General features: G+C 73.0%; 21 protein-coding genes. 7 read left to right on the plus strand and 14 right to left on the minus strand.

The window, feature by feature from the left end; all coding sequences use genetic code 11:
• Position 1: 1 nt before the first annotated feature.
• Positions 2-451 (minus strand): hemerythrin domain-containing protein, encoded by a 450-nt coding sequence (locus ACFYXE_RS35965; RefSeq protein ID WP_389320041.1) that lies wholly within the window; start codon positions 449-451, stop codon positions 2-4.
• Between the two features lie 9 nt (positions 452-460).
• Positions 461-1,405 (minus strand): LysR family transcriptional regulator, encoded by a 945-nt coding sequence (locus ACFYXE_RS35970; protein ID WP_389320044.1) that lies wholly within the window; start codon positions 1,403-1,405, stop codon positions 461-463.
• Between the two features lie 133 nt (positions 1,406-1,538).
• Between ACFYXE_RS35970 and ACFYXE_RS35975 the strand changes: the two genes are divergently transcribed.
• Complete coding sequence (locus ACFYXE_RS35975) at positions 1,539-1,928, plus strand: VOC family protein (protein WP_389320047.1); 390 nt, start codon at positions 1,539-1,541, stop codon at positions 1,926-1,928.
• Positions 1,929-1,950: 22 nt separating this feature from the next.
• On the opposite strand, the gene ACFYXE_RS35980 is transcribed toward ACFYXE_RS35975, so the two are convergent.
• Positions 1,951-3,384: an aspartate aminotransferase family protein gene (locus tag ACFYXE_RS35980; RefSeq protein ID WP_389320050.1), complete on the minus strand. Its 1,434-nt coding sequence runs from the start codon at positions 3,382-3,384 to the stop codon at positions 1,951-1,953.
• A gap of 87 nt (positions 3,385-3,471) precedes the next feature.
• Between ACFYXE_RS35980 and ACFYXE_RS35985 the strand changes: the two genes are divergently transcribed.
• Positions 3,472-4,380, plus strand: coding sequence for a LysR family transcriptional regulator (locus ACFYXE_RS35985; RefSeq protein ID WP_389320054.1), 909 nt, complete (start codon positions 3,472-3,474; stop codon positions 4,378-4,380).
• A gap of 35 nt (positions 4,381-4,415) precedes the next feature.
• On the opposite strand, the gene ACFYXE_RS35990 is transcribed toward ACFYXE_RS35985, so the two are convergent.
• Positions 4,416-5,051: an SRPBCC family protein gene (locus tag ACFYXE_RS35990; RefSeq protein ID WP_389320057.1), complete on the minus strand. Its 636-nt coding sequence runs from the start codon at positions 5,049-5,051 to the stop codon at positions 4,416-4,418.
• Positions 5,052-5,204: 153 nt separating this feature from the next.
• Between ACFYXE_RS35990 and ACFYXE_RS35995 the strand changes: the two genes are divergently transcribed.
• Positions 5,205-5,855 carry a TetR-like C-terminal domain-containing protein gene (locus ACFYXE_RS35995; protein WP_389320060.1) on the plus strand — a complete coding sequence of 217 codons (651 nt, stop codon included), beginning with the start codon at positions 5,205-5,207 and terminating at the stop codon, positions 5,853-5,855.
• 454 nt (positions 5,856-6,309) lie between these two features.
• Entirely contained in the window at positions 6,310-7,320 is a 1,011-nt protein-coding gene (locus tag ACFYXE_RS36000) for a ParB/RepB/Spo0J family partition protein (protein WP_389320219.1), read from the plus strand.
• A 274-nt stretch (positions 7,321-7,594) separates the two neighbouring features.
• On the opposite strand, the gene ACFYXE_RS36005 is transcribed toward ACFYXE_RS36000, so the two are convergent.
• Complete coding sequence (locus ACFYXE_RS36005) at positions 7,595-8,416, minus strand: AfsR/SARP family transcriptional regulator (protein WP_361166828.1); 822 nt, start codon at positions 8,414-8,416, stop codon at positions 7,595-7,597.
• 804 nt (positions 8,417-9,220) lie between these two features.
• Here ACFYXE_RS36005 and ACFYXE_RS36010 point away from each other — a divergent pair.
• The 3 genes from ACFYXE_RS36010 (at position 9,221) to ACFYXE_RS36020 (ending at position 13,998) form a co-directional block, all read left to right on the plus strand.
• Positions 9,221-11,299 carry an FAD/NAD(P)-binding protein gene (locus tag ACFYXE_RS36010; protein WP_389320064.1) on the plus strand — a complete coding sequence of 693 codons (2,079 nt, stop codon included), beginning with the start codon at positions 9,221-9,223 and terminating at the stop codon, positions 11,297-11,299.
• Positions 11,296-12,723: a 3-carboxy-cis,cis-muconate cycloisomerase gene (gene pcaB / locus ACFYXE_RS36015; protein ID WP_389320067.1), complete on the plus strand. Its 1,428-nt coding sequence runs from the start codon at positions 11,296-11,298 to the stop codon at positions 12,721-12,723. Before ACFYXE_RS36010 ends, pcaB begins: the two co-directional genes overlap by 4 nt.
• 189 nt (positions 12,724-12,912) lie before the next feature.
• Positions 12,913-13,998 carry a methyltransferase gene (locus ACFYXE_RS36020; RefSeq protein ID WP_389320070.1) on the plus strand — a complete coding sequence of 362 codons (1,086 nt, stop codon included), beginning with the start codon at positions 12,913-12,915 and terminating at the stop codon, positions 13,996-13,998.
• Positions 13,999-14,074: 76 nt separating this feature from the next.
• On the opposite strand, the gene ACFYXE_RS36025 is transcribed toward ACFYXE_RS36020, so the two are convergent.
• The 9 genes from ACFYXE_RS36025 to ACFYXE_RS36065 form a co-directional block, all read right to left on the minus strand.
• Positions 14,075-15,619 carry an MDR family MFS transporter gene (locus tag ACFYXE_RS36025; RefSeq protein WP_389320073.1) on the minus strand — a complete coding sequence of 515 codons (1,545 nt, stop codon included), beginning with the start codon at positions 15,617-15,619 and terminating at the stop codon, positions 14,075-14,077.
• Between the two features lie 26 nt (positions 15,620-15,645).
• Complete coding sequence (locus ACFYXE_RS36030) at positions 15,646-17,103, minus strand: multicopper oxidase family protein (protein WP_389320076.1); 1,458 nt, start codon at positions 17,101-17,103, stop codon at positions 15,646-15,648.
• A gap of 62 nt (positions 17,104-17,165) precedes the next feature.
• Positions 17,166-17,927: a response regulator transcription factor gene (locus tag ACFYXE_RS36035; protein WP_389320079.1), complete on the minus strand. Its 762-nt coding sequence runs from the start codon at positions 17,925-17,927 to the stop codon at positions 17,166-17,168.
• An 88-nt stretch (positions 17,928-18,015) separates the two neighbouring features.
• A complete protein-coding gene (locus ACFYXE_RS36040; RefSeq protein WP_361166806.1) occupies positions 18,016-18,453 on the minus strand; it encodes a GNAT family N-acetyltransferase in 438 nt (145 codons plus the stop codon).
• Positions 18,437-19,726, minus strand: coding sequence for an adenylosuccinate lyase (gene purB, locus ACFYXE_RS36045; protein ID WP_361166803.1), 1,290 nt, complete (start codon positions 19,724-19,726; stop codon positions 18,437-18,439). The genes ACFYXE_RS36040 and purB overlap by 17 nt, the downstream gene beginning before the upstream one ends.
• 44 nt (positions 19,727-19,770) lie before the next feature.
• Positions 19,771-21,276 carry a glutamine synthetase family protein gene (locus ACFYXE_RS36050; protein WP_389320084.1) on the minus strand — a complete coding sequence of 502 codons (1,506 nt, stop codon included), beginning with the start codon at positions 21,274-21,276 and terminating at the stop codon, positions 19,771-19,773.
• Positions 21,277-21,280: 4 nt separating this feature from the next.
• Entirely contained in the window at positions 21,281-22,687 is a 1,407-nt protein-coding gene (locus ACFYXE_RS36055) for an amidase (protein ID WP_389320087.1), read from the minus strand.
• Positions 22,684-24,618: a hypothetical protein gene (locus ACFYXE_RS36060; protein WP_389320090.1), complete on the minus strand. Its 1,935-nt coding sequence runs from the start codon at positions 24,616-24,618 to the stop codon at positions 22,684-22,686. The genes ACFYXE_RS36055 and ACFYXE_RS36060 overlap by 4 nt, the downstream gene beginning before the upstream one ends.
• Positions 24,615-24,941: a 4Fe-4S ferredoxin gene (locus tag ACFYXE_RS36065; RefSeq protein WP_389320093.1), complete on the minus strand. Its 327-nt coding sequence runs from the start codon at positions 24,939-24,941 to the stop codon at positions 24,615-24,617. The genes ACFYXE_RS36060 and ACFYXE_RS36065 overlap by 4 nt, the downstream gene beginning before the upstream one ends.
• Between the last annotated feature and the right edge of the window lie 192 nt (positions 24,942-25,133).

Genomic DNA, 25,133 nt, shown 5'->3' on the forward strand with positions numbered 1-25,133 from the left:
CTCAGGGGTGCGCCGCGCGCCAGGCCGCCATCGAGCGGTTCCACTCCTCGCCCGTCAGGGCCGTCAGGGACGCGGGGAAGAGGCCGTCCTCCTCCTTGGCGATGTGGCGGTGCAGTTCGTCGACGGCCGCGCGCAGCCGGCCCGCGTCCGCCTCGCGGGTCAGGTCCAGGGCGGGCAGCAGGGCGGCGAGTTCGCGGTGCTCCTGGACCAGGGCATCGATGTAGGCGGCGTACTCCTCGTCCTGGCGCATCACCGCGAACAGCCCGTCCTCCTCGCCCCGCCAGTGCGCGGCCAGTTCGCGGGCCATGACGTCGACGAGTTCGCGGGCCCGCGCGGTCTCGCCCCGGTCCAGGGCGCGCACGGCGTCCCCGCCGGCGTCGGTGACCCGTTCGTGCTCGGCGACGAACTCCTTGATCAGCGGGATGTCACGGCAACCGCAGTAGTGGCACATGCCCTTTTTCTACCGGATCGTTCCGCCGGGGGCGGCCTCGTGCGGGTGCGGGCGGGGTGCTCCCGCGGCCGCGCTCTCCGGCGGCCCGGCCACGTCCAGCAGCTGGAGGAGGGCGGCGGCCGCCGGGGAGGGGGTGGCGCGGCTCCAGATCAGGCGCTCCACCCGCAGCGGGCCGTCGGTGACCGGCACGGTGCACAGGCCCGGCAGCGCGGCGGCGAAGGCCGCGGGCAGCAGGGCGATGCCCAGGCCGTGGCGGACCATCCGGGCCATCAGCTCGACGCCGGACACCTCGAAGGCGACCTCGCGCCGCACCCCGGCCGCCGCGAAGGCCTGGTCGGACTGGGCGCGGGCGGCGCTGCCGTCGGCGAAGTCGACGAACGCCTGCCCGGCCAGGCGGGCCAGGTCCAGGGCGGGCGCGGCGGCCAGCGGGTGGTCGGGGGCCAGGACGGCGACGTGCCGGCCCCGGGCGAGGTCCCGCTCGTGCACGCCGTGGGTGCGAAACCCCGGCTGCACGCCCAGGAACGCCGCATCCAGCAGGCCCTCGCGGACCTGCCCGACCAGGCGTTCGCTGGATCCGGCGCGCAGGCTGATCCGCACCTGCGGGCAGCGCAGCCGGTAGTCGCGCAGCAGCGCGGGCAGGTCCACGGCCGTCACGGTGGGGATCGCCCCGAGGGTCAGCCTGCCGCGTATCTCGCCGGTGGCCGCGGCCACTTCGGCGCGGGCCCGCTCGGCGGCCTCCAGCGCCTGGCGGGCGGCGGGCAGGAACGCCTCGCCCGCCGGGGTCAGCCGCACCCGGCGGCTGGTCCGCTCGAACAGGCGGGCGCCCAGCTCCTTCTCCAGGCGGGCCACCTGGTGGCTGAGCGCGGACTGGACGACGTGGCACCGCTCGGCGGCGCGGGTGAAGCTCATCGTCTCCGCCACCGTGATGACGTAGCGCATCTGCTGGAGATCCATGGATCCATCGTGAAGTGCGATCGACGGCGATGACAAGCATGTGTTGGACCGATCGATCGCCGCTCGGAGATGCTGGGTCCGACGGCGCGGTACGGCGGACAACGACCGCGCCCCCGATCCTCTGGAGACCTCCGTGCGCGTGATCGCCTTCGACCACCTCGTCCTGAACGTCGCCGACATCGAGCGTTCCCTGGCCTTCTACACCGGCCCGCTGGGACTGGAGCCGGTGCGGGTGCGGGAGTGGCGGGACGGGCAGGTGCCCTTCCCCTCGGTGCGGGTGAGCCCCACCACGATCATCGACCTCGTGGTGCCCGGCGCCGACGCGCCCAAGGGGTCCAACGTCGACCACATCTGCCTGGTGGTCGAGCCGCTGGACTGGCAGCAGGTCATCGACTCCGGCGACTTCACCGTGCTGGAGGGTCCCGGCAAGCGCTTCGGGGCCCGGGGCACCGCGCTCTCCCTCTACGTGCAGGACCCCGACGGCAACACCGTGGAGCTGCGCTGGTACCCGCAGGACTCCTGACCGCGCGCCCCTGCCCCACCGCTCACAGCCCGGCGGCGGCCTCGCCGATCGCCTGGTCCAGGACGGCCAGGCCCAGGGAGAGCTCCTCACGGGTCGCGGTCAGCGGCGGGGCGATACGGAAGACCCCGCCCATGCCGGGCAGTTGGACGATGTTCATGTGCAGGCCCAGTTCCAGGCAGCGCCGGGTGACCTGGGCGCCCAGCGCGTCCGAGGTCTGCTTGGTGGCGCGGTCGGTGACCAGTTCGAGGCCGGCCAGCAGGCCCCGGCCGCGGATGTCGCCGACGACCGCGTGCCGGCCGGCGATCTCCTCCAGCCCCTCGCGCAGGAAGGCGCCCAGGCTCTGCGCGCGGGCATCCAGCCGCTCCTCGGCCAGGACGTCCAGGACGGTGTTGCCGACCGCGGCCACCAGCGGGTCGGCGACATGGGTGGTGAAGAACAGGAATCCGCGCGCGTGCGCCTCCGCCTCGATCTCCGCGCTGGTGACCACGGCCGCCAGCGGCAGCCCCGCCCCCAGCGTCTTGGACAGGGTCAGGATGTCGGGCACGACCCCGTCGCGCTCGAAGGCGTACCAGGTGCCGGTGCGGCACAGCCCGGTCTGCGCCTCGTCCAGGATCAGCAGCATGCCGCGCTCACGGCACTTGGCCTGCAGCGCGGCGAAGTAGCCGGGCGGCGGCTCGATGATGCCGCCCGAGCTGAGGATCGGCTCGACCAGGCAGGCGGCCAGGCTGCCGGTGGACTGGGCGTCGATCAGGTCGAAGGCGAAGTCCAGCTGGCGGCGCCAGTCCAGCGCGCCGTCGGGCGTGGTGAAGTCGGGCCGGTAGGCGTGGGGCACGGGGATCGCGAAGTTGCCGGGCACGGCCGGGCCGTAGCCCTTGCGGCCCGCGCTGTAGGTGGCGGACGCGGCGGCCTGCGTCATGCCGTGCCAGGAGCGGGCGAAGGAGACGACCTCGTGCCCGCCGGTGACGAGCTTGGCCATCCGCAGGGCGGCCTCGTTCGACTCGGCACCGGTCGTCAGGAGCAGCGTCTTGTCCAGCGGCGCGGGCAGCGTGCCGGCCAGGCGGCGGGCGAGGTCGACCACCGGGCGGCTGAGCATGCCGCTGTAGAGGTGGTCCAGGCCCGCGATCTGGCGCTGGACGGTCTCCACGATCCGCGGGTGGGAGTGGCCCAGGATCGCGCTCATCTGGCCGGAGGTGAAGTCGAGGATGCGGCGGCCCCCGGCGGTGAAGACGAAGCTCCCGGCGGCCCGTTCGATGATCTCGGGGGTGAACTCGCCGCCGTAGCGCACCAGATGGCGCTCGGCGTCGGCCCAGAAGGCATCACCGGACGACGCACCGGCGGACGGGGCGGGAGCGGCCTGCCCGGAGGCGGACGGGGCGTCGGCGGGCGGGGTGGGAGCGGCCTGCCCGGAGGCGGACGGGGTGGGGGTGGACGGCGCGGGGGTGGTCGAAGCAGCCATGCCGTCGACGGTATTTCGCTCCCGAGCGACACGTCCATCGCACATTTGTGGCTGTGCTGTTCGGCTCGGCCGTACAACAATGAGGGCGTGATGAACCCCTGGAGGCTGCGCCTGCTGAGCCAGCTGGACACGCTGGGCACCGTCCGCGCGGTCGCCCAGGCCGCCAACCTGAGCCCGTCCAGCGTCTCCCAGCAGCTGGCGGCCCTGGAGGCCGAGACCCGCACCCAGCTCCTGGAGCGGACCGGGCGGCGGGTGCGGCTCACCTCGGCCGGGCTGATCCTGGCGCGGCGGGCGCGGGCGATCCTGGACCAGATGGAGGGCGTGGAGGCGGAGCTGCGCGGGTTCGGCGAGGAACCGGCCGGGCTGGTGCGCCTGGGATGCTTCCAGAGCGCGATCCACACCATGGCGGTGCCGGCGGTGAGCCGGCTGGCCCGCGCGCACCCGCACCTGGACATCGAGCTGCTGCAGCTGGAGCCGCACGAGAGCATGCCGGCCCTGCGCGTCGGCGACGTGGACATCATCATCACCACCACCGACTTCGACGCCCTGCCGCTGGGCCCCGACCTCGACCTCGTGCCGCTGGCCACCGACCCGGTCCTGCTGGTGCTCCCGCCCGGACACCCCGCCGCCGGGCGCGGCGCCGTGGACCTCGCGGCGCTGGCCGACGAGCCGTGGACGTTCGACATGCCGCAGACCTACATGGCCAACCTCGCGCTGCGGCTGTGCCGCCAGGCCGGGTTCGAACCGCGGGTGGTGGGCCGGTTCGGCAACTACATGATGACCCTGCAGCACGTGGAGGCCGGCCTGTCGATCGCGCTGCTGCCGGGACTCGCGGTGGACCGGCGCTACCGCGTCGCCACCCGGGAGCTGCCGGCCGCAGTGACGCGCACGATCACGGCGGCGATCCGCCGCGGCTCACCGCCGCGCGCCGCGGTGCGCGCCGTGCTGGACGCGCTGCGCCGCCATCCCGAGCTGCCGCTGCCCGACGCCGGGTGACCGCCGGGCCGCCCGCCCCTCGTACGGGGCGGGGCTCAGTGCGGCCGGTGGCCGGTGCGGGACTCGGCCGCCTTCTTCAGGTCCGCCAGCCAGCCCTCCAGGCCCTGGCCGAGGAGCTCGGTGGCGGCGGGCACGTGCGCGTCGACCTGCGGGCCGGTGTGGGTCTCCTCGGTGCGCACCAGGACACCGCCCTTGACCCGGGTGAAGTTCCAGACGTGGACGCCGTCGATGCGCAGCCCCTCCCCCACCGCCGGGCCGGTCCAGCGGATGCAGGAGCCGTGCACGAGCTGGCGGACGGTGGAGGTGATGTCCAGCCGGGTGGCGGGGCTCGCGGGGTTGGGCGGCACCGGGGTCGCCCACCGGAATGCCGAGCCCGCCCGTAGCGGACCGTGCCCCAGGCGCTCGACGTCCTGGACGTGGGCCTGCCAGGACGGCCAGCGCTCCACGTCGGCCTGCAGCTTCCACACGGTGTCCGGCGAGGCGCGGATCAGGGTCTGGGTGCGGTAGCGGACCCGGGCGTCGGGGTCGACGCCCTGGCCGCGGCAGGTGAGGGACCCGCCGGGGTGCGGGGCGGCCCCGGCGGGCACGGCGGCGGTGCCCAGGACGCCCGCGACGACGAGCGGGAGGGCGAGCAGGGCGGTGCGGACGCCGGTGCGGCGGGTGCGGGACATGGCGGTTCCCTTCGTCGAATACCGTTCGGCAGAGCCTCTGCCGTTCGTTATAAGTTGTAACCACAGGGGCGGGCGCCGTCAAGAACGTGCGTGATAGCGTCTAACTAATCCTTGATTATGTAGCGATGCAGGTGCGGAGAGAGGCGGCAGCCCATGGCGGACACGGGTACGAGGACTCCGCGCGAGCGCTACCGCGCCCAGGTGCGCACCGAGATCAAGGAGCGCGCCTGGGGGCAGATCGCCGCGGCCGGGGCCTCCGCGCTCTCCCTGAACGCCATCGCCAAGCAGATGGGCCTGAGCGGCCCCGCGCTCTACCGCTACTACGCCGGGCGCGACGAGCTGATCACCGAGCTCATCCGGGACGCCTACCGCAGTCTGGCCGACACCTTCGCCGCCGCGGCCGCCCCCGGCCCCGACCCGGCCGCCCTGGCGCACGCGCTGCGCACCTGGGCGCTCGCCGACCCCCAGCGCTACTTCCTCCTGTACGGCACCCCCGTCCCCGGCTATCACGCGCCCGGCGACACCACCGCCATCTCGCAGGAGATCATGGCGGTCCTGCTCGACGCCTGCGCCGCCGCCGTACCGCCCGGCGCGGAGGCCACACCGTTCGCCGCCCACCTGGACACGCACCGGCAGTGGGCACAGGGCCACGACGCCCCGCCCGCAGCCCTGCACCGGGCCCTGTCCTTCTGGACGCGGCTGCACGGCCTGCTGTCCCTGGAACTCGCGGGCCACTTCACCGGCATGGGCTTCGACGCCGAACAGTTCTACGCGGCCGAGCTCGCGGACCTCACCCGCGCCTGAGCGCACGGCTAAACCCGCGCCCGGGCACATCCTTCCGGCGCCCGCCCCCGGAGCGGGCCGGACGCGGCGCCGGTGGCTGAATGCGGCGGCGCGCCGGGCACCGGCCGCCGCGGCCCCGGCCCGGGCAGGCGAAGGCGGGCCGGCGAGGCCCGGCCCGAGGGCGCGCACGGCACGGCACACCGCCGGGCACGGCCACGGTTCCCGCAGGTCGGGGCACTTCCCGGGCAGCGCCGGGACTCCCGGGGGCGGGTGAGCCAGGGGGCACGCGGGGCGCCTCCCGCCGCCCCGGAGGGGTGATCGTCGACGGCCTCCGCGACGGCAAGCGCTCTCCGGAAAAAACGGGCATAACGCAATTGCACGAAATCTGGAGAGGTCTCTGTTCATGGCGTAATCTCGTGATACTCTCGTCACATTATGCGCTTCGTTCCGGGGGAGGAGAAGCAGCGTGATCGGAATGCCAGGGGAGGCCGCCCCTGGGGGGGAACTCCCGAGAGATCATTTATGTCGACCCGTCGGGCCTGACCGATCGACTGAAGTCTCTGCTTCAATCACTCTCTTACCGATCAACGCACTCCGTGACGCCGATTCCCCCCGGCTGGCCATTGATCAGAATCATGTACGCGCCTTGGCCGCGTGTACGGATAAACTCCCGCCGATCATCGTGCACCGCTCGACCATGAAGGTCATCGACGGAATGCACCGGCTGCAGGCGGCCCGTCTGAACGGGCAGGAAGCCTTAGAGGTCCGCTACTTCGAAGGATCGGACCGGGAATCATTCCTCTTGGCCGTCGAGTTAAACATGAAAAATGGCCTGGCACTGACGCTCTCCGACCGCAAGAAGTCGGCGATGAAAATTCTGGAAATTTTTCCCGAGTGGTCGGACCGGGCCGTCGCCATGAACACCGGCCTTTCCGGCAAGACCGTCGGAGTGTTACGCCGCAAATTCGCGGGAAAGATCGCCCAGGCCCCCCTACGGGTCGGGCGCGACGGCCGGGTCAGGCCACTGAATTCCCACAAAGAACGGCAGAAGAACTCCGGAATTCCCTCCGAAGGGCCGGACATTCTCGCGCGGGAGACCGCGGGGGCGGCCGGAACGCCCGGGCCGGGCGCCCGGGACATGCAGAAACGATTGGGCATGGACGAGGGACCCCCGCCCGCAGGGGCCGCCAAGGCCCAGGCCGCGCAGCCGGGCATGGAGGCGATGGGCTCGCTCGTCGACCTTCTGACCCAGCTCGAGTCGCTGAAGCGGGACCCCGCCATGAAGTACAGCAACGACGGCCGGGAGATGATCCGCTGGCTCGAGGCCCGCATCATCCGCAGGACCGACCCCGGCCTGGTACTGCAGGCGCCCGCCCATCAGGCGAGGAAGATAGCCGCCCTGGCCCGCGCGTGCGCGGCGCAGTGGAACTGCATAGCTACGCGCATGGAACTCGTCTGCGACGAGTGCTCGCCGGCGTCCAACTGAGGAAATTCCGCAGTCGACCGCATCTGGCGCGGCCGCCGGGCCGCGCCGTGCCGGGCCGACCGCGGGCACGGACCTGCCGGTCCCGCCGGCCTCACCGGTCCTGTCTGCCCTGTGTCCTGCCTGTCCTGCGTCCTGCCTGTCCTGTCTGTCCTGCGTCCTGCCTGTCCCGAGGGGCCGTGCTGTTCCGTCCTGACGACGTGGGCGGCATCCTCCGGGAGGCATCGCGCTCCTCGGGGATCTGCAGATGCCGCCGACGACACCGCGTGGTGCCCGCTCAGCTCGCGTAGCGGTCGAACGTGGACGAGGGCCGGGGGCCTGCGATCACGTCCAGGCGCGGGTCGACCGCGAGGATCGCCTCGTGCAGCCGCTGTAACTGCGGTTGCGGCTCCACTCCCAGATCCTCGATCAGCCGGGCCCGCAGGCGCTGGTAGACGTCCAGCGCCGAGGCCTGCCGGCCCGAGCGGTACAGCGCCACCATGGCCTGCGCGTGCAGCCCCTCGTGCCGGGGATGGCGCGCGATCAGGTCGGTGAGCTCGGCGATGAACTCGCAGTGGCGGCCCAGGCGCAGCTCGGCGTCGATCCGCCGCTCCAGGGTGACCAGCCGGCTCTCCTCCAGGCGGGTCGCCTCGATCTCCAGCACGCCGCCCATGCGCACGTCGACCAGGGCCGATCCGTCCCACAGGTCAAGCGCCCGCCGGTAGAGGGTGGCCGCCGCCAGGTCGTCGCCGCTGCCGAACGCGCGCTGGCCCGCGACCACGAGCCGCTCGTACTCGTGGACGTCCACCTGCTCGGGAGGGATCTGGAGGAGGTATCCGCCGTACCGGGTGACCAGGACGTCCTTGGCGCTGCCCGCGGCCTCCGGCCCCATCGCCGTGCCCAGGCGCCGCCGCAGCTGGAGGATGTACGTCTGCAGGGTGGTCATGGCGCTCACGGGCAGATCGACCCCCCAGATTTCCTCCATGAGCGTCGAGATCGGCACGACCCTCCTGGGATAGAGGGCCAAAAGGGCCAGGATCTGCCGGGGCTTGCTTGCGGTTGGCACAACATTCACACCGTTAACATCGGCACCAAGCGGGCCGAGGACCTTTACCCTCACAGATTCCTCCTAGAATCCGGCGGCTGCGCGTTTGCGAGCCGGCACCGAATCTGATCTGCAGCGCGTGTCTCATGGCAGACTCCGCAGCCTCTCTCTGCTGAAAGATCCGTCACGTGTGCCGGCCGCTGACGGGCAGCCCGGATCCGCAGAAAAAACCACCGCTTTTCAGGTATCCCTCTGATGTCACTTTTGCCGTTGTCCACCGGTAACTCGTGGGCCAGCAGGATTGTGGCGAGTCATTGGCGGATGCGGCAAGTGCTTCCCTGGCGAACGAGCGGGTCCGGTTCGGTTGAAGCGGAGTAAATACCTCCGCCTGCCTTCCGCGCAGAGGGTCTCCCCTCCCGCTCGCGCGTGTAATAAGGTCTGCGGGATTGTGATCTGTCCGCCGTGCCGGACGGAGCAGCGCCGTCGTGGCGCCATGCCCTCATTCACGCGTTCCGCCGCCCCCGCACACCCGCGGGCGGCGTTTCGATATCGGCGTGAGAGCGGCCCGGACCGTGCCGCGAAATGCGGCCCCTCCCCCTCTTCACCTGCCGGGTCATCCCCTGTTTCGGGTCCCCTTCCGCGCGCGCCCCGCGTGCCGCTCCCGCCGGGGCCGGCGGCTGGCTTGTTCGTCACCGCGGCTCACTCCGGCCTCAGGTCGGACGCGAGTCCTGGTTGAGCAGGGCTCCTGACCCCGTCGGGACTGTGGGGGCGCACCGCCCGGCGGTTGCTCTCAGGCCGGTGTGCCCTCCCCGACAAGGAGAACGCGACCATGCCCACAGGACCCCTAGTTCACGACGTTGCGCCCGGTGGCGCGCCTTGGTGAGCGCCCGACGTATTGAGGTGTGCCTGATCGGGGCAGGACCGCGCGGGTTCTCCCTGCTCGAACGGCTCTGCGCGCAGGAGCGCAAGTCCCCGCTGTGGGACCGCGTGGGCGTGCACGTCGTCGATCCCGAGCCGCCCGGCGCGGGCCGCGTGTGGCGGCTCTCGCAGTCACCCCACCTGCTGATGAACACCGTCGCCTCGCAGGTCACGGTGTACACCGACGGCAGCGTCGACATCCGCGGCCCGCTGGAGGAGGGGCCGAGCCTGTACGAGTGGGCCAGGTCGCTGGGCCGTGGCTCGCTGCCGCCCGGTCCCGCCACTCCGCGCGAGGAGGACGTGCTGGCCGAGGCGCGGGCGCTGGGGCCGGACACCTATCCCACCCGCGCCCTGTACGGGCGGTATCTGACCTGGGCGTTCCAGCAGGTCCTCGCGAACGCGCCGGAGCATGTGGTGATCCGTGCGCACCGGGGGCGGGCCGTGGCGCTGGAGGAGGAGAGGGCCGGTGCCGGGGCGCCGCGCGGTGCCGGGGCGCAGGTGGTGGTGCTCGAGGACGGCACGCGGCTGACGGGGCTGTCCGCGGTGGTCCTGGCGCAGGGGCACGTGCCCGCCCGGCCGGGACGCGAGGAGCGCGGTCTTGCCGAGTTCGCCGCCCGGCACGGCCTCGTCTACGTTCCCCCGGCCAACCCCGCCGATGTGGACCTGTCGCACATCGCCCCGGGCCAGGACGTGTTGCTGCGCGGGCTCGGCCTGAACTTCTTCGATTACATGTCGCTGTTCACCCATGCCCGGGGCGGCAGGTTCGAGCGGGTGGGGGGCCGGCTCGTCTACCGGCCCTCGGGGCAGGAGCCGCGGATGCACGCCGGTTCGCGGCGCGGGGTGCCCTATCACTCCCGCGGCGACAACGAGAAGGGTGCCCACGGCCGGCACCGGCCGCGGCTGCTGACCGTCGAGTACGTGGCGGGGCTGCGGGCGGCGGGCCGCGGGCCGCTGCGGTTCGGCACCGACCTGTGGCCGCTGATCTCCAAGGAGGTGCGCGGCGTCTACTACGAGGCGCTGCTGGCCGCGCGGGGCGAGGACGCCGGCGCCGTGGCCGGGTTCGTCACGCGTTTCCTGTCCGCCGCGCCGGGGGCCGGCGAGGAGGAGGTCCTTGCGGCGGCCGGGATCGCTCCGCGGGAGCACTGGGACTGGGACGCCGTCGCCGACCCGTGTGCCTCCCGGGACTTCGGCGACCTGGCCCAGTTCCGCTCCTGGCTGCGCGACCACTTGGCCCGTGACGTCGTGGAGGCGCGCCGGGGGAACGTGCGCGGGCCGCTCAAGGCCGCGCTGGACGTCCTGCGCGACCTGCGCAACGAGATCCGGCTGGCCGTCGACCACGGCGGGCTCGACGCCGCCTCGCACCGCGACGAGCTGGAGCGGTGGTACACGCCGCTCAACGCCTACTTGTCCATCGGCCCGCCCGCGGGGCGCGTGGAGGAGATGCTCGCGCTCATGGAGGCCGGGGTGCTGGACGTGTCCTGTCCCGGCATCCGCGTGACCACCACCACCGGCGGCGACGGTGAGCAGGGGGCGGGCTTCGTGGGCACGTCGGCGCGGATACCGGGCGTGCGGGTGCGGGCCACCGCGCTGATCGAGGCCCGGCTGCCCGAGATCGACCTGCGCCGCACCGGCGACCCGCTGATGCGCCGGCTGCTGGAGACGGGGCAGTGCCGCCCCTATCGCATCGGCGGCCACGAGACGGGCGGGCTGGCGGTGGCACGGTCGTTCCACCTGCTCGACGCGTCCGGAGTCACGCATCCGCGGCGCTTCGCGTACGGGGTGCCCACCGAGTCGGTGCACTGGGTGACCGCGGCGGGGATCCGGCCCGGGGTGGGGTCGGTGACGCTGGAGGACTCCGACGCCATCGCGGGGGCGGTGCTGGCGCTGCCCGCGCCGGCGCTGCCCTCCTCCCCCGCCGCCCTCGCGGAGCCGGCTCCCCTCGCGGAGCCGCCCGCCCGCACGGCAGGGGCGGCGGAGGCGGCGGGCGGGGCGGCGGCCGGTCTGGCGCTGGCTCCCGGCCCCGGGGAGGTGCAGCCGTGAGCACGCTGCGCGGCAACCCGGCCGGGCCGGGTCCCGCGCAGCCGGATGCCGGGCTGCTCTCGCCGGTCCGGGTGGGCACGGACGTGGAGGCCGCGGTCGGCGACACCGCCTGGCTGCAGGCCCTGCTGGACGCGGAGGCGGCCCTGGCGCGGGCCCAGGCACGCTGTGGCACGGTGCCCGCCGAGGCCGCCGAGGCGATCACCGCGGCCGCCCGGGCCGAGCACTTCGACGTACGGGAACTGGCCCTGGCCGCCCGCCGGACGGCGAACCCGGTGGTCGGCCTGGTGGCCGCGCTGACCCGGCTGGTCGGCCGGCAGGCGCCCCAGGCCGCCGAGTACGTGCACCGCGGCTCCACCAGCCAGGACGTCTTCGACACCGGCGCGATGCTGGTGGCCGCGCGTGCCCTGCGCCTGATCCTGGCCGATCTGCGGGCCACGGCCGCCTCCCTGGCGTCGCTGGCCGCCGCCCACCGCGACACGGTGACGGCCGCACGCACCCTGGGCCTGCACGCCGTGCCCACCACGTTCGGGCTCCGGGCGGCCGGCTGGCGCCACCTGGTGCTGGAGTCGGCCGCGCGGCTGCAGCGGGTCGCCGACCAGGAGCTCGTGGTGTCGCTGGGCGGCGCGGCCGGCACCCTGGCCGGCTACCTCCAGTACGCCGCGCAGGCCCCGGCGGGCGCCGCGGGGCGCGGTGCGCGGGAGGTGGTGGACGAGCTGACCGCGGCGTTCGCCGCCGAGACGGGCCTGGGCCGGCCGGTGCTGCCCTGGCACGCCCTGCGCACCCCGGTCACCGACCTGGGCGCCGCCCTGGCCCACACCGCCGGTGCCCTGGGCAAGATGGCGGCGGACGTGCAGGTGATGGCCCGTACCGAGATCGGTGAGGTGGCCGAGCCCGCCGGTCCCGGCCAGGGCGCCTCCTCGGCGATGCCCCACAAGCAGAACCCGGTCCTTGCGACCCTGATCCGCTCGGCGGCCGTCCAGGTGCCCGCGCTGAGCTCCGTCCTGGCGCAGTGCCTGCCCACGGAGGACGAGCGCTCGGCGGGGCTGTGGCACGCCGAGTGGCAGCCGCTGCGCGAGTGCCTGCGGCTGACCGGGGGTGCCGCCCGTGCGGCGGCCGAGCTGGCGGCGGGGCTGCGCGTGCACCCCGAACGGATGCGCGCCAACCTCGATCTGACGGGGGGCCAGGTGGTCTCCGAGCGCCTCTCGGCGTATCTGGCGCCCCGGCTCGGCAGGACCGCGGCCAAGGAGCTGCTCGCCCAGGCCTCGGAACAGGCGCGGCTGCGCGGCCGTCCGCTGGGCGAGGTGCTGGGCGAACTGCCCGCGCTCAAGGGCGTGCTGGGCGGCGCGGAGCTGGCGGGGCTGCTCGATCCGCGGCAGTACACCGGTGCGGCGGGGCTCCTGGTGGACCGTGCGCTGCGCGGGTGACGCCCCTCTCCCTTCTCCCTCCTGCCCTTCGGTCCCTCTGTCCCCCGCCGCCCCTTCTTCCTCTCTTCCCTTCTTCCCGTCCCTTCTTCGAGGCAGGTGAACACCCGTCGCCCATCGAGACACCGTCCAGGCCCGCCCGTTCGCAACCGCCAAGCCGTCGCCCAGCCATCGCCCAGCCGGAGGAATGTCATGCCGCCACTGCCGCCCGCCCGTGTCGTCCGCGCCGTCGAGAGCGTGCGCACCGCTCTGCAGAAGCTGACCCGCGCCCTTGCGCCGCCGCCGTTCGCCCTGCTCGAACTCGTCCAGGGGGCCATGGTCAGCCAGGCCATCTACGTGGCCGCCGAACTGCGCGTCGCGGAGAGCCTCGTGGACGGCCCGCTCAAGCCCGGGCAGATCGCCGAGAAGGTCGGCGCCGACCCCGACGCGCTGCACCGCCTGGTGCGGCTGCTGGCCACCTACGGCATCTTCGCCGAGCAGAAGGACGGGCGGTTCAAGCTGACCCCGATGGCCCGGGCGCTGCTCAAGGACCACCCGATGTCCATGCACGGCATCGCCCACCTGATGGGCCACCCCATCCACTGGGAGGACTGGGGCCACCTGGTCGACGCGGTGCGCACCGGCGAGCCGAGCCTGCCCAAGCTGCGCGGCATGGGTGCCTTCGAGTACCTGGAGGCCAACGCGGAGTACGGGGAGATCTTCATCGGCGGCATGGGCTCGATGTCGAGCACGGAGACCGAACCGCTGCTGGCCGCCTACGACTTCGCGCGCTACGCCACCGTGGTGGACTTCTGCGGCGGCCGGGGCGACCTGCTGGCCGGGATCCTGAACAAGACGCCCTCGGCGCGCGGCATCCTCTCCGACCCCCGGGTGGGCACCAACGGCGCCGGTGCCTTCCTGGCGGAGCAGGGCGTGTCCGGGCGGTGCACGATCGCGGACGGCGGGCTGTTCGACGCGGTGCCCGAGGGCGGCGACGCCTACCTCCTCAAGCACATCCTCCACGACTGGCCCGAGCCGCAGGCCCTGGAGATCCTGCGCAACGTCCGCAAGGCGATGAACCCCGGCGGCCGGCTGCTGGTGATGGAGATGGTCATCCCCGACAAGATCAACGGCCCGCACTCGGGCAAGCTGGTCGACCTGTGGCTGATGCTGCTGGTGGGCGGCAAGGAGCGCACCCGCGACCAGTACGCCGAGCTGCTGGCCAAGGCGGGCTTCCAGCTGGAGCGCGTGGTGCAGACCCCGGCGGCGATCTCGATCGTCGAGGCGAGCCCGCGCTGAGGACACCCCGTGCGCCCGCCGGCGCCGCGGCCCTTCCCGGGCCGCGGCGCCGGCCGCATTTCAGGGCTGCTGCTTTTCAGGGCTGCTGCTTGTCCTGCTTGTGCTGCCTGCGGGCGGCCCGCAGGGGGACCTCGCGGACCAGGAGCGCGGCCGCCAGCGACAGGCCCGCGGCCACCGAGGCCAGCAGGAAGGCGCCCTGGACGCCCTGGGCGACGGCGCCGCGGTACACGCTGCGCACACCGGCCGCCATCCGGCCCATGCCCTCGGCGTCCAGGCGGGTGTCGGACAGGACGGTGGAGCCGTGGGTCCGCTCGCTCATCACCTCGCGCACCCGGTGGTTGAAGAAGGTGCCCATGACGGCGACGCCGACCGACTGGCCCAGCGTGCGAAAGAGCGTCATCGCGGCGGAGGCCACGCCCACTTCCTGGGCGCCGACGCTGTTCTGCGCGACGGTCATCACGTTCTGCCCGAGGAAGCCCATGCCGGCCCCCAGCAGGGCCATGAAGAGCGCGGCGGCCGGCCGTGAGGTGCCGGTGTCCAGACCGGACAGCAGCAGCGTGCCCGCGAACATGGCGGCCGCGCCGCCGGCCTGGAGCGCCTTGTAGCGGCCGGTGCCGGCCACGATGCGCCCCGACAGCTGGGAGGCCAGCACCAGGGCGCCGAGCATCGGCATCAGCAGCAGGCCGGAGCCGGTCGCCGAGACGCCGTGCACGGCCTGCTGGTACAGCGGCAGGTAGAGGACCGCGCCGAACATCACGAAGCCGTTGGTGAAGCTGAGCACGGCCATCAGCGAGAAGTTGCGGCTGCGGAACAGGTGCGGGGGCAGGACCGGTTCGGCGGCCCGGGACTGGGCGTGCACGAAGCCGGCCAGGGCCGCGGCGGACAGGACGGCCAGGGCCACGATCGTGCCCGAGCCCCAGGCGTAGCGGACGCCGCCCCAGGTGACGACCAGGACGAAGGACACGATGCACACGACCAGGAGCAGCGCCCCGACGTAGTCGATGTGGGCCTTCTTGGGCCGGTCGGGCACTCGCACCAGGCGGGCGATCAGGATCAGGGCGAGGGCGCCGACCGGCAGGTTGACCAGGAAGGCCCAGCGCCAGCCGACGAAGTCGGTGATGCCGCCGCCGATCAGCGGTCCCACGATCATGGAGAACACCATGACGCTGGTGATCATGCCTTGGTAGCGGCCGCGTTCGCGGGGCGGGATCAGCTCGCCGATGACCGACATGACGCCGACCGCGAGCCCTCCCCCGCCCAGGCCCTGGACCGTGCGGGCGCCGATCAGCTCGCCCATGTCCTGGGTCAGTCCGCACAGCAGGGAGCCGGCCAGGAAGACCGCCATCGCCACGACGAGCCACCGCTTGCGCCCGTACATGTCGCCGAGCTTTCCCCAGATGGGGATGGAGGCCGCGGCGGCCAGCGTGTAGGAGGTGACCGCCCAGGACAGGTAGGTGACGCCGCCCAGTTCACCGGCGATCGTCGGCATCGAGGTCGCGACGATCGTGGTGCCCAGCGAGGAGGGCAGCATCGCGAGGAGCAGGGGTATCAGCGCGAGGCGCACGCTGCGCCGGCGGGGGCCGCTCCTGGTCCCCTCGGCTTCGCCCGTCGGCGCGTCCACGGGCTCCTCCTTGTGGCCGGGGCGCGTCATCTGATGCGCATCGTGGCCATCATGCCCCGCACGCCGTGCTCGAACATGTGGCAGTGGTAGAGGTAGTCGCCGCGGTAGCGGTCGAAGACGGCCTGGAGTTGGACGGTTTCGCCCGGGGCGAGGAAGACGGTGTCCTTCAGGCCGCTCTCGCCCGGCCCGGGGGGCCGTCCGCCGCGTTCCAGGATCCGGAACTGCACCAGGTGCAGGTGGAAGTTGTGTTCGGCCCGCGCGTTGGCGTTGGTGACCGTCCAGACCTCGCTGGTGCCGAACTTGACGTGGGCGTCGATGCGTTCGGGGTCGAAGACCTTCTCGTCGATGTAGGCGCCGGGGTGTTCGCCGCCCTCGTCCATGCGCAGCACCACCTCGCGTCGCACGTCGGGGCGGGGCAGCGGCGGCAGGGTGCGCAGCCGGGCGGGTATCTCGCTGGGGTCCGGTGCGGTGCGTACCACGTCGAAGCGCATCACCTCGCCGATCGCCTCGGCGGGTCCGGTGCCCGCGGTGTTGCGCAGCACCACGCTGCTGCCGACGGGGTAGCGGGAGAAGTCGACGACGAGGTCGGCGCGTTCGCCGGCGCTGAGCATGACGCGGTCGGTGGTGTGGGGGGCGGTGAGCAGGCCGCCGTCGGAGCCGATCTGGACGAGCGGGTCGTCCTGGCCCAGGCGCAGTTCGAAGCGGCGCTGGTTGGAGGAGTTGAGCAGGCGCAGCCGGTACTTGCGGGCGGCGACCTGGAAGTAGGGGTAGGGGACGCCGTTGGCCAGCAGGGTGTTGCGTTCGCGGTCGCCCATCGCGTAGGCGAGCTGGCCCTGTTCGTCCAGGCGGGCGTCGCGCAGGGCGATGACGACCTCGTAGCGTCCGGCGGGCAGCGGCAGGGAGCGTTCGGTGTCGTCGGTGAGCAGGTAGGAGCCGGACAGGCCGCGGTAGGTGTTCTCCGCCTCGAGGTGGTGGGTGTGGTCGTGGAACCACAGCGGGGCGTGCGGCTGCCGGTTGGGGTAGTGGTAGACGCGGTCCGTGCCGGGTTCGATGACGTGCATCGGGTCGCCGTCGCTGGCGGGGCGTACCGCGGCGCCGTGCAGGTGCACGGAGGTGGGCACGGTGAGGCGGTTGCGCTGCTGGATGATCACGGGGTGGCCGGTGCGGGCCCGGATGAGGGGGCCGGGGAAGTGCCCGTCGTAGGTGAGGACGTCGCTGGGCAGGCCGGGCAGGATCTCCACGCGGGCGGGCTTCATGGTCATCACGTACACGTCGGACTTGCCGGTGCGGGCCACGGGTTTCTTCACGGGCAGCAGCGGCATCGGGCGGCGGAACTTCTCCGGTGTCCCGGCCGGCGCGGGGGCGGCCGCGCCGCGGGGTCTGGCGCGTACGTGTGCGGCGACCAGCGGGGTCAGGCCGGCGCCGGTCAGGGCCACTCCGCCGGTGGCGAGGGTGGCGCTCAGGGCACTGCGTCGGGTGATCATCGGTTCTCCAGGGCTCGGGTGCGGTGCGTGCGTCGGGGGTGCCGGGTGCGGGCGCCGGCCGCTCAGCCGGTGCCCAGCTTGAATCCCACTCCGCGCACGGTGACGACCCATCCGCTGGCGCCGAGCTTGCCGCGCAGGCTGCTGACGTGCGTGTCGATGGTGCGGCGGGACCAGGAGTCGCCCCAGACCTGCTGCAGGAGCTGTTTGCGCGGGACGACCGTGTCGGGCTGGGAGGCCAGCAGGTACAGCAGGTCGAACTCCTTGCGGGTCAGGGCGACGGGCCGGCCGTCCACGGTGACCTGGCGGGAGTCGACGTCGATGCGCAGCCGGCCGTGGTCCAGTTCGCGGGCGGCGGCGGGCTGCCAGCGGGTGCGGCGCATCACCGCCTCGATACGGGCGACGAGTTCGCGCAGTCCGTACGGTTTGGTGACGTAGTCGTCGGCGCCGGCGTGCAGGGCGAGCACGCAGTCGAGTTCGGACCGGCGGGCGGTGACGATGATGATGGGGATCCTGCTGACCTCGCGGATCGCGCGGCACACTTCCAGGCCGTCGAGGTCGGGCAGGTCGAGGTCGAGCAGGACCATCTCGACGTCCTCGTAGGCCTTGAGGGCGGCGCTGCCGTGCCGGACGCCGACCGGGTCGTGGCCGTGGCGGCGCAGTTGGGCGGTGAGGGATCCGGTCAGGGCGGCGTCGCCGTCGACGACCAGGATGCGCTGGCCGGTGGGTGCCCGGGCGGGCGCGGGTGTGCCCGGTTCGGCGGGCCGGGCGGCCTCGGGCAGCAGCGGGACGGGCTCCAGCAGTGCCGGTGACGGTATGTGGCTCATGCCTCCCCCGTGGAGTGTGCTGTGCCCGGTGGGGGCGCCGGCCCGCGGGTGCGGGCCGGTGTCCCGGTGACGCGTGGGTGGGGTCCGCTCAGGTGTCCTGGGGCGGTCCCTGCAGCGGCAGGCCGGGGCCAAGGACCCAGGCCGATTCGTGCCGGGTGAAGCCCAGGCGCGGGTAGTAGCCGGTGGCGGCGGGGGCCGACAGGAGCACGATCTTGGCGTCGGGGGCCTCACGGCGGGTGGCTTCCATGAGGGCGGTGCCCACGCCCGAGCGCTGGTGGGCGGCGATCACGGCGATGTCGCTGAGGTAGGTGACGTAGGAGAAGTCGGAGATGCTGCGGGCGATGCCGATGAGGGTGTGGTCCGTGTCGCGGGCGACGACCAGGAGGTTGGCCTCGCGGATCATCGCGGCCATCCGGTCGCGGTCCTCGACGGGGCGGCGTTCGCCCAGGCCCGAGGCGTGGTAGACGGCCAGGACCTCGTCCAGGTCGAGGTCGGCGCCGTGGACGCGTTCAGTCTTCCAGCTCATCGAGCTTCTCCAATCGCTGCCGGATGACGTCGTGGTGGAGGAGGAAGCGCTCGGGGCGCGGTTCCTCGCGCAGGGTGACGCCCTCGTCTGCCAGGGTGTCCACGAACGGGGTGCCGGTGGCCGCGGTGCGGTTCGCGGCGGCCTGCGCCGAGCGGTAGGCGTGCTCGCGTTCGGTGCCGTCGCCCAGCAGTTCCACCAGGACCGCCGAACTGTAGATGAGGCCGTGGGTGCGGTCGAGGGCGGTGCGCATCCGGTCGGGGTGAACACGCAGGCAGGAGATGAGCTCTTCGGCCTTGGTGGCCTGGAAGTGGGCGACGCTGAGGCTGTCGGGCAGGATGACCCGTTCCACCGACTGGTGGGCCAGGTCCCGTTCGTGCCACAGGGCGACGTCTTCCAGGGCGGTGGTGGCGTAGCCGCGCAGCAGGCGGGCCAGGCCGCACAGGCGCTCGCTGGTGGTGGGGTTGCGTTTGTGGGGCATGGCGCTGGAGCCCTGGTAGGCGCTGGCGCGCTGTTCCTCGACCTCGGCGACCTCGGTGCGCTGCAGCAGGCGCAGTTCCAGGGCGATCTGTTCGACGCAGGCGCCCATGGCGGCGACGGCCTGGACCAGTTGGGCGTGCCGGTCGCGGGCGACGACCTGGCTGGGGGCCGGTTCGATGCCCAGGCCCAGGGCCTGGCACACGTGCTGTTCCACGGCCGGGTCGATGAGCGCGTAGGTGCCCACCGAGCCGGAGATGGTGCCCACGGCGACGGCCCGGCGGGCCGCGGCCAGGCGTTCCAGGGAGCGGTCGACGGCGAAGGCGTAGCCGGCGAGTTTGTGCCCGAAGGTGGTGGGTTCGGCGTGCACGCCGTGGGTGCGGCCGACCATGAGGGTGTCGAAGTGCTCCAGGGCCCGGGCGACCAGGGTGCGGCGCAGGCGCCGGCCGGCGGCCGTCAGCAGGTCGCAGGCCCGGGCCAGGGTGTGGCCCAGGGCGGTGTCGACCAGGTCGTAGCTGGTCATGCCGAGGTGGACCCAGCGGGCGGAGGACTCGGGGATGTCCTCGCAGTAGGCGGCGAGGAAGGAGAGGACTTCGTGGTCGCGTTCCTTCTCGATCTCCGCGACGCGGGGGGCGAGCGGCACGGGGGCGCGGCGCATGTCGTGCAGGGCGTCCTCGGGGACGTGGCCCAGGCGTACCTGTGCCTCGGTGGCGAGGATCTCGACGCGGACCCAGGTGGCGTAGCGCGACTGGTCGGAGAAGAGGTCGGCCATCTCGGGCAGGGTGTATCGGGGAATCATGCAACGTCCTCTGTTCTGCGGTGGTCAGTACGCCTGTGCGGTGGTCAGTACGCCTCGAAGTACTCGCGCTGCTCCCATTCGGTGACCTGTCCGTCGTCGGCTCCGGTGGTGGCGCGCCAGGTCTCGTAGCGCCGCAGTTCGCTCTCCTTGAGCTTGGTCAGGCAGGCGGTGAGCGGGCGGCCCAGGAGCTGTTCGGCGCGGCCGGTGCGGAAGGCGTCCAGGGAGTGGGCCAGGGACTGCGGCACGTGCTGGGTGGCGGCGTCGGGGGGTGCGCCGTTGTCCGGGGCGGTGGTGCCGCCCAGGCCTTCCAGGCCGGCGAACAGCTGGGCGGCGATGGCCAGGTAGGGGTTGGCGCAGGGTTCGGCGCTGCGGTTCTCGATGTGGGCGCCGGTGCCGCCGCCGACCATGCGGAGCATGACGCTGCGGTCCTCCACGCTCCAGTCCATGCGGGTGGGGGCCAGGGCGTGGCGGGAGTTGAGCCTGCGGTAGCCGTTGACGGTGGGCACCGAGAGCAGGAACAGTTCCCGGCTCCAGGCCAGCAGGCCGTCGGCGTAGGCCTTGGCGTGGGCGGAGGGGCCGTTGGAGGGGCCTTCGGCGGCGAAGAGGTTGCGTCCGGTGGCGTTGTCCCGCACGGACTGGTGCAGGTGCCAGCCGCTGGGGTCGAAGGCGGCCAGGCGCGGCTGGGACATGAAGGAGGCGTGGTGGCCGCGCTGGGCGCACCAGCGTTTGGTGGTGGTGCGGAACAGCAGCATGGCGTCGGCGGTGTCCAGGGCGGACATCGGGCTGAAGGTGGATTCGACCTGGCCGGGGCCCGATTCGTGTTCCATCGAGCGCAGGGGCAGGCCCAGTGCGCTCAGGTGCTGGGCGAGGGGGTCGGTGATGTGGGCCACGGAGTCGTAGCGGGCGTCGAGGTTGAACTGGTAGCCGGCGTTGAGGGGGGCCACCTTGGGGGCGCTGCCCTGCAGTCCGAAGCCGTTGCCCTCGTTGCCGGGTTCGTCCTCGAGCAGGCGGGTGAGGTACCACTCGACTTCCAGGCCGATGACCGGGGAGTAGCCCTGGGCGGTGTAGGCGGCGTCCAGGCGGCGCAGTACGGCGCGGGAGGACAGCGGGTGGGCGGTGCCTTCGCGCAGGTATTCGTCGCCGATGACCCAGGCGGTGCGCGGCTGGGTGCCGGGCAGGAGCTGGAAGGTCAGCGGGTCGGGCACCAGGATGAAGTTGCCCGCGCCGGCGAGTTCTTCCACGCCCAGGCCGGGGTCGCCCAGGAAGTCGACGGCGATGGCGTGTCCGGTGTCGAAGAGGAAGGGGCCCGGGCTGAAGTTCATGCCGTTGCGCAGCACCGAGCGGAAGGTGTCGGCGGTCAGCGTCTTGGAGCGGGCCAGGCCGTGCGGGTCGGGGAAGACCAGGCGGACGAAGTCGATGTGTTCGAGGTCGGCCTCGATCTGTTCGGCGGCGGCGAACTGCTCCTGGCTCCACAGTCCGTGGTCGGAGACGAAGGAGGGGGTGCCGACGGCGTCCTGGGCGGAGACGGCGCGCCATGACCGGGTGTACATGGGTTCAGGGGGTCCTTTCGGTGGCGGGGACGAGCGCGTGCTGCGGGCGGGGCGGGGGCGGCGGTCCCAGCTCCGTCTCCAGCCGGTGGGCCACCGTCAGGACCAGGTCGTCGGCCCCGACGGGGCCCACGAGCTGGATCCCGGCGGGCAGTCCTGAGCCGGTCAGGCCGGCCGGGAGGGTCACGGCGGGCTGGCCGGTCATGTTGAAGGGGTAGGAGGCGGGCGACCAGGCCAGCCAGAGCAGGTCGCGGGGGTCGGCCGCCCAGGGCGGGCCGATGGCGCCGAGGTCGAAGGGTTCGATGGGCACGGTGGCCATGGCCAGCAGGCTGTAGCGGCGCATCACCGAGCGCAGGCGGGTGCGCAGTTGCTGGCGGACGCCTTCGGCGCGCAGGAGGGCGGCGGCGCTCAGGGTGCGGCCGTAGCGGACGATGTCCAGGCGGCCGGGGTCGCAGCGTTCCTCGTCCTGGGGCGGGGTGCCGGCCGCTTCGGCGGCGGCGAGGATGTCGACGAGGGCGGGGTAGAGGTCCTGGCAGCGCACCTGGGTGCGTTCGACCTGGTGTCCCTGGTCCCTGAGGGCGGCCATCGCCTGTTCGGTCACCTTGCGGATCTCGTCGCTGGTGCCCTCGTACTCGATCCATCCGATGGGCCGGGCGCGGCTGTCGTGGCTGTCCGGGGGCCGGTCGATGGAGCCGAGGCCGGAGTCGGGGTCGCCGGGGTGGGGTCCGGCGATGACGTCGGCCAGGGCGGCGGCGTCGGCGACGGTGCGGGCCAGGGTGCCCTGGTGGGCGAGGCGTTCGACGCCGTTGGGCACGTAGGGCACCCGCCCGTAGGAGGGTTTGTAGCCGACGACCGCGCAGAACGCGGCGGGGATGCGGATGGAGCCGGCGCCGTCGGTGGCCAGGGCTCCTTCGCCCAGGCCGGTGGCGACCGCGGCGGCGGCCCCGCCGCTGGATCCGCCCGCGGTGAGGTGGGGGGCGTAGGGGTTGGCGGTGGGCGGGGTGACCTGGCCCAGGGTGGAGGCGCTCCAGCCGTATTCGGAGGTGGTCGTCTTGCCGATGACGACGGCGCCGGCCGCGCGCAGCCGGGCGACGGCCGGGGCGTCCTGGCGCGGGCGCCGGTTCGTCAGCCGGGAGCCGCGGGTGGTGGGCAGGTCGCGGGTCTGCAGCAGGTCCTTGACGGAGACGGTGACGCCCAGCAGCGGGGCGCCGCGCCAGGCGTCGGGGCCGCGTTCGCGGATGCGCCGGTCGACCTGTTCGGCGGCCCGCAGGGCCTCGTCGCCGGCCGCGGTGACGAAGGCGCCCAGTGTGTCCTTGGTGCGTACGGCGTGCAGGACGGACTGGACGTGTTCGGTGGCGGTGGTCTGTCCCTGGCGCAGCCGTTGGGTGAGGTCGCCGATTCCCGGGGCGGTCATCGTGGGGTGCCCAGGGGGTCGGGGCGGGTGGCGTCGGGGCCGGCCGCGGTGTGCCAGTGCCAGGCGGCGTCGAACGCGGTGACCTTCAGGGGGGCGCCGGCCAGGGCCAGTTCGGCGGCCAGGCCGGTGGCGCGGGCCACGAAGCGCGACACCCGGTGGGCGGCGAGCAGGTCGGCCTCCTCGAAGGGGGTGCCCGCGCAGCGCAGCAGGCGCAGGTCGACGAAGCCGTTGAAGGTGCGTCCGGCCACCTCGACGGCCTGCGGGGAGCGGATGGAGAAGCGCACCTTGTTGGAGACGTGGCCGTGGTGGTGCTGGTCGGAGAAGAACGCGATGTCGGGGATGGTCGGCGGGACGAAGTGGTCGCGGGCCACGACGGCGGGGTGGCGGGGCAGGTTGCCGGGCACGAAGTGCCAGGAGTTGTACTGCATGCGCGAGGACATCGCCCAGGCCGCGTCCGCCATCGCCTGGCGGGAGCCGCCGAAGTGGGCGGCCGCCTGCGGGCGGGGCACCACGCAGCAGAAGTAGTGGGTGATGTCCCAGCCGCAGATCTCCGCCCAGCTCTCCGTGCGCAGGGCGTCGATCAGGGCGGGCAGGTCGCGCATGCCGCGGCTCATGGCGAAGTCGGTGGTGAAGACGTCGGCGACGGCGGCCACGCTCTCGTGGACGAGGGCTTCCAGGCCGGTGCCGTAGGGGCCGTGCGGCTGGGCGAGCCACTGGGGGCGGGCGGCGGCGCTGTGGCCCAGTTCGTCCAGGGTGGTGCCGCTCAGCGGGAGGCGCTGGGCCAGCCGGCGGCTGACCTCCTCGTCGCGGCGGCGGGCCCCTTGGGTGTCGGCGGCGATGCGTTCCACCTTGTGCATCAGGGTGCCGTGGATCTCGCGGTAGAGCGGGACCTGGCGGATCACCTGCCGGCGGCGGGTGCCCAGGGCCTCGGCGAGGGTCTTGAGGTCTTCCATGCCGTGCGTGGCGGCGGGCGCGACCGGTTCGCCGGGCACGCTGTTGTAGGAGCGGCGGATGCGTTCCAGCATGGCCGCGACGTGCTCGATGCTCAACTGCGTACCGTTGGCCTCCTCGATGCGGCCGAAGCCGGCCGAGCGGATGAGCAGGGTCAGGCCTGCCACCAGCTGGACGTCGTGGTCGGACCAGAGTTCCAGGGGCAGTTGCTGCAGGCTGCTCAGAACGCAGTCGGGGTGGCCGGGCCACAGGGTCTTGCCGGTGAGGCTGTTCTGCTCGCGGAAGTTGGTGTACTGCCGGTGTTCCTGGTAGAGCACGAACGGGGCGGTGCGCAGGGCCGCTTCCTTGGCCTGTTCCAGGAGTTCGTCGCGGCCCTTCTCGCCCTGGCGCTCCAGCCAGGCGCGGCAGTCGGCGACGGTGCGGGCGGTGCGGTCGGCGGCCCGGCCCATCGTGGCGTGGTAGGCGCGGGCGGCCTGCAGGGACCAGGGCACGCGCACGACTCCGCCGACCAGGTCGCGCCGGTCCAGGGGGCCCTGGGCGGGTCCGCGCAGGACGATGCGGCCGCTGGTGGCCAGGGCCAGTTCGCCGGTGAACACGGGTTCCTCGGCGGCCGCCTCGATGTGGTCGACGGCGCTCTCAAGGGCGGTGTCGGGCACATCGGTGGCGTCCTCGCGCCAGGTCAGGGCCCACAGCGCGCGCAGGGCGGCTTCGTCGGAGGTGCTCAGGGCCCGCAGCTGTACGTCGGGGGGCACGTGTCCGTCGAGGCTGAGCAGGATCTGTACGCAGGAGCGCGGGTCGGCGGCGGTCCTGGCCCGTTCCCAGACCCGTTCGAGGAGTGCGGGGAACCCGGCGCCCGCCTCGCGGGTGCGGTCGGGTCCCGGCGCGGTGCCCGCGGGGGTGCCCAGGCGGCTGGGGCGGCGGCTGATCCGCTTGCGCGCGTTGGCGGCGCGGCGGTTCTCGCGCTCGGCCGGCCCGCTCATGAGGTGCCCGCGGACAGGTCGATGTGGCTCCACAGGCCGGGGTCGGTGGGGTCCCAGTCCTCGTCGACGTAGATGCAGTCGACGGGGCACTCCAGCACGCAGGCGGGGCAGCCCGAGCACAGTTCGGGAATGATGATGACGTCGAGACCGCGGTCGAATATGGCGCCGAACTCCTCGGGGCAGCCGCGCAGACAGCTGTCGCAGGTGATGCACTCCGAGGTCTCTATGCGGCGCGGTGGCTTCTTCCAGTTCTCGCCGCGAGTTCGCGCGGCGATCCGCTCGGAACGGGCGGATTTCGCCGCCGGCAATGCGTTCTCGCTCACGGAACACTCACCCTTCGGGTCGGTTCGAGACGCCCACATCGTTACGACGGGGTCTCGACCTCTCCATGAGCTTCGGTGGTGGCTTGCTCGACTGGTTTGTTCAACCGGAGAAATGCTCAGTTGAACGGTGATGATCGGCCGATACCGGTGCTCCGGGAAATATTCTGGGCCCCCGACCACGACAGGAGCAGC

This window comes from Streptomyces sp. NPDC002564 (assembly GCF_042889645.1).
Lineage (GTDB): Bacteria > Actinomycetota > Actinomycetes > Streptomycetales > Streptomycetaceae > Streptomyces.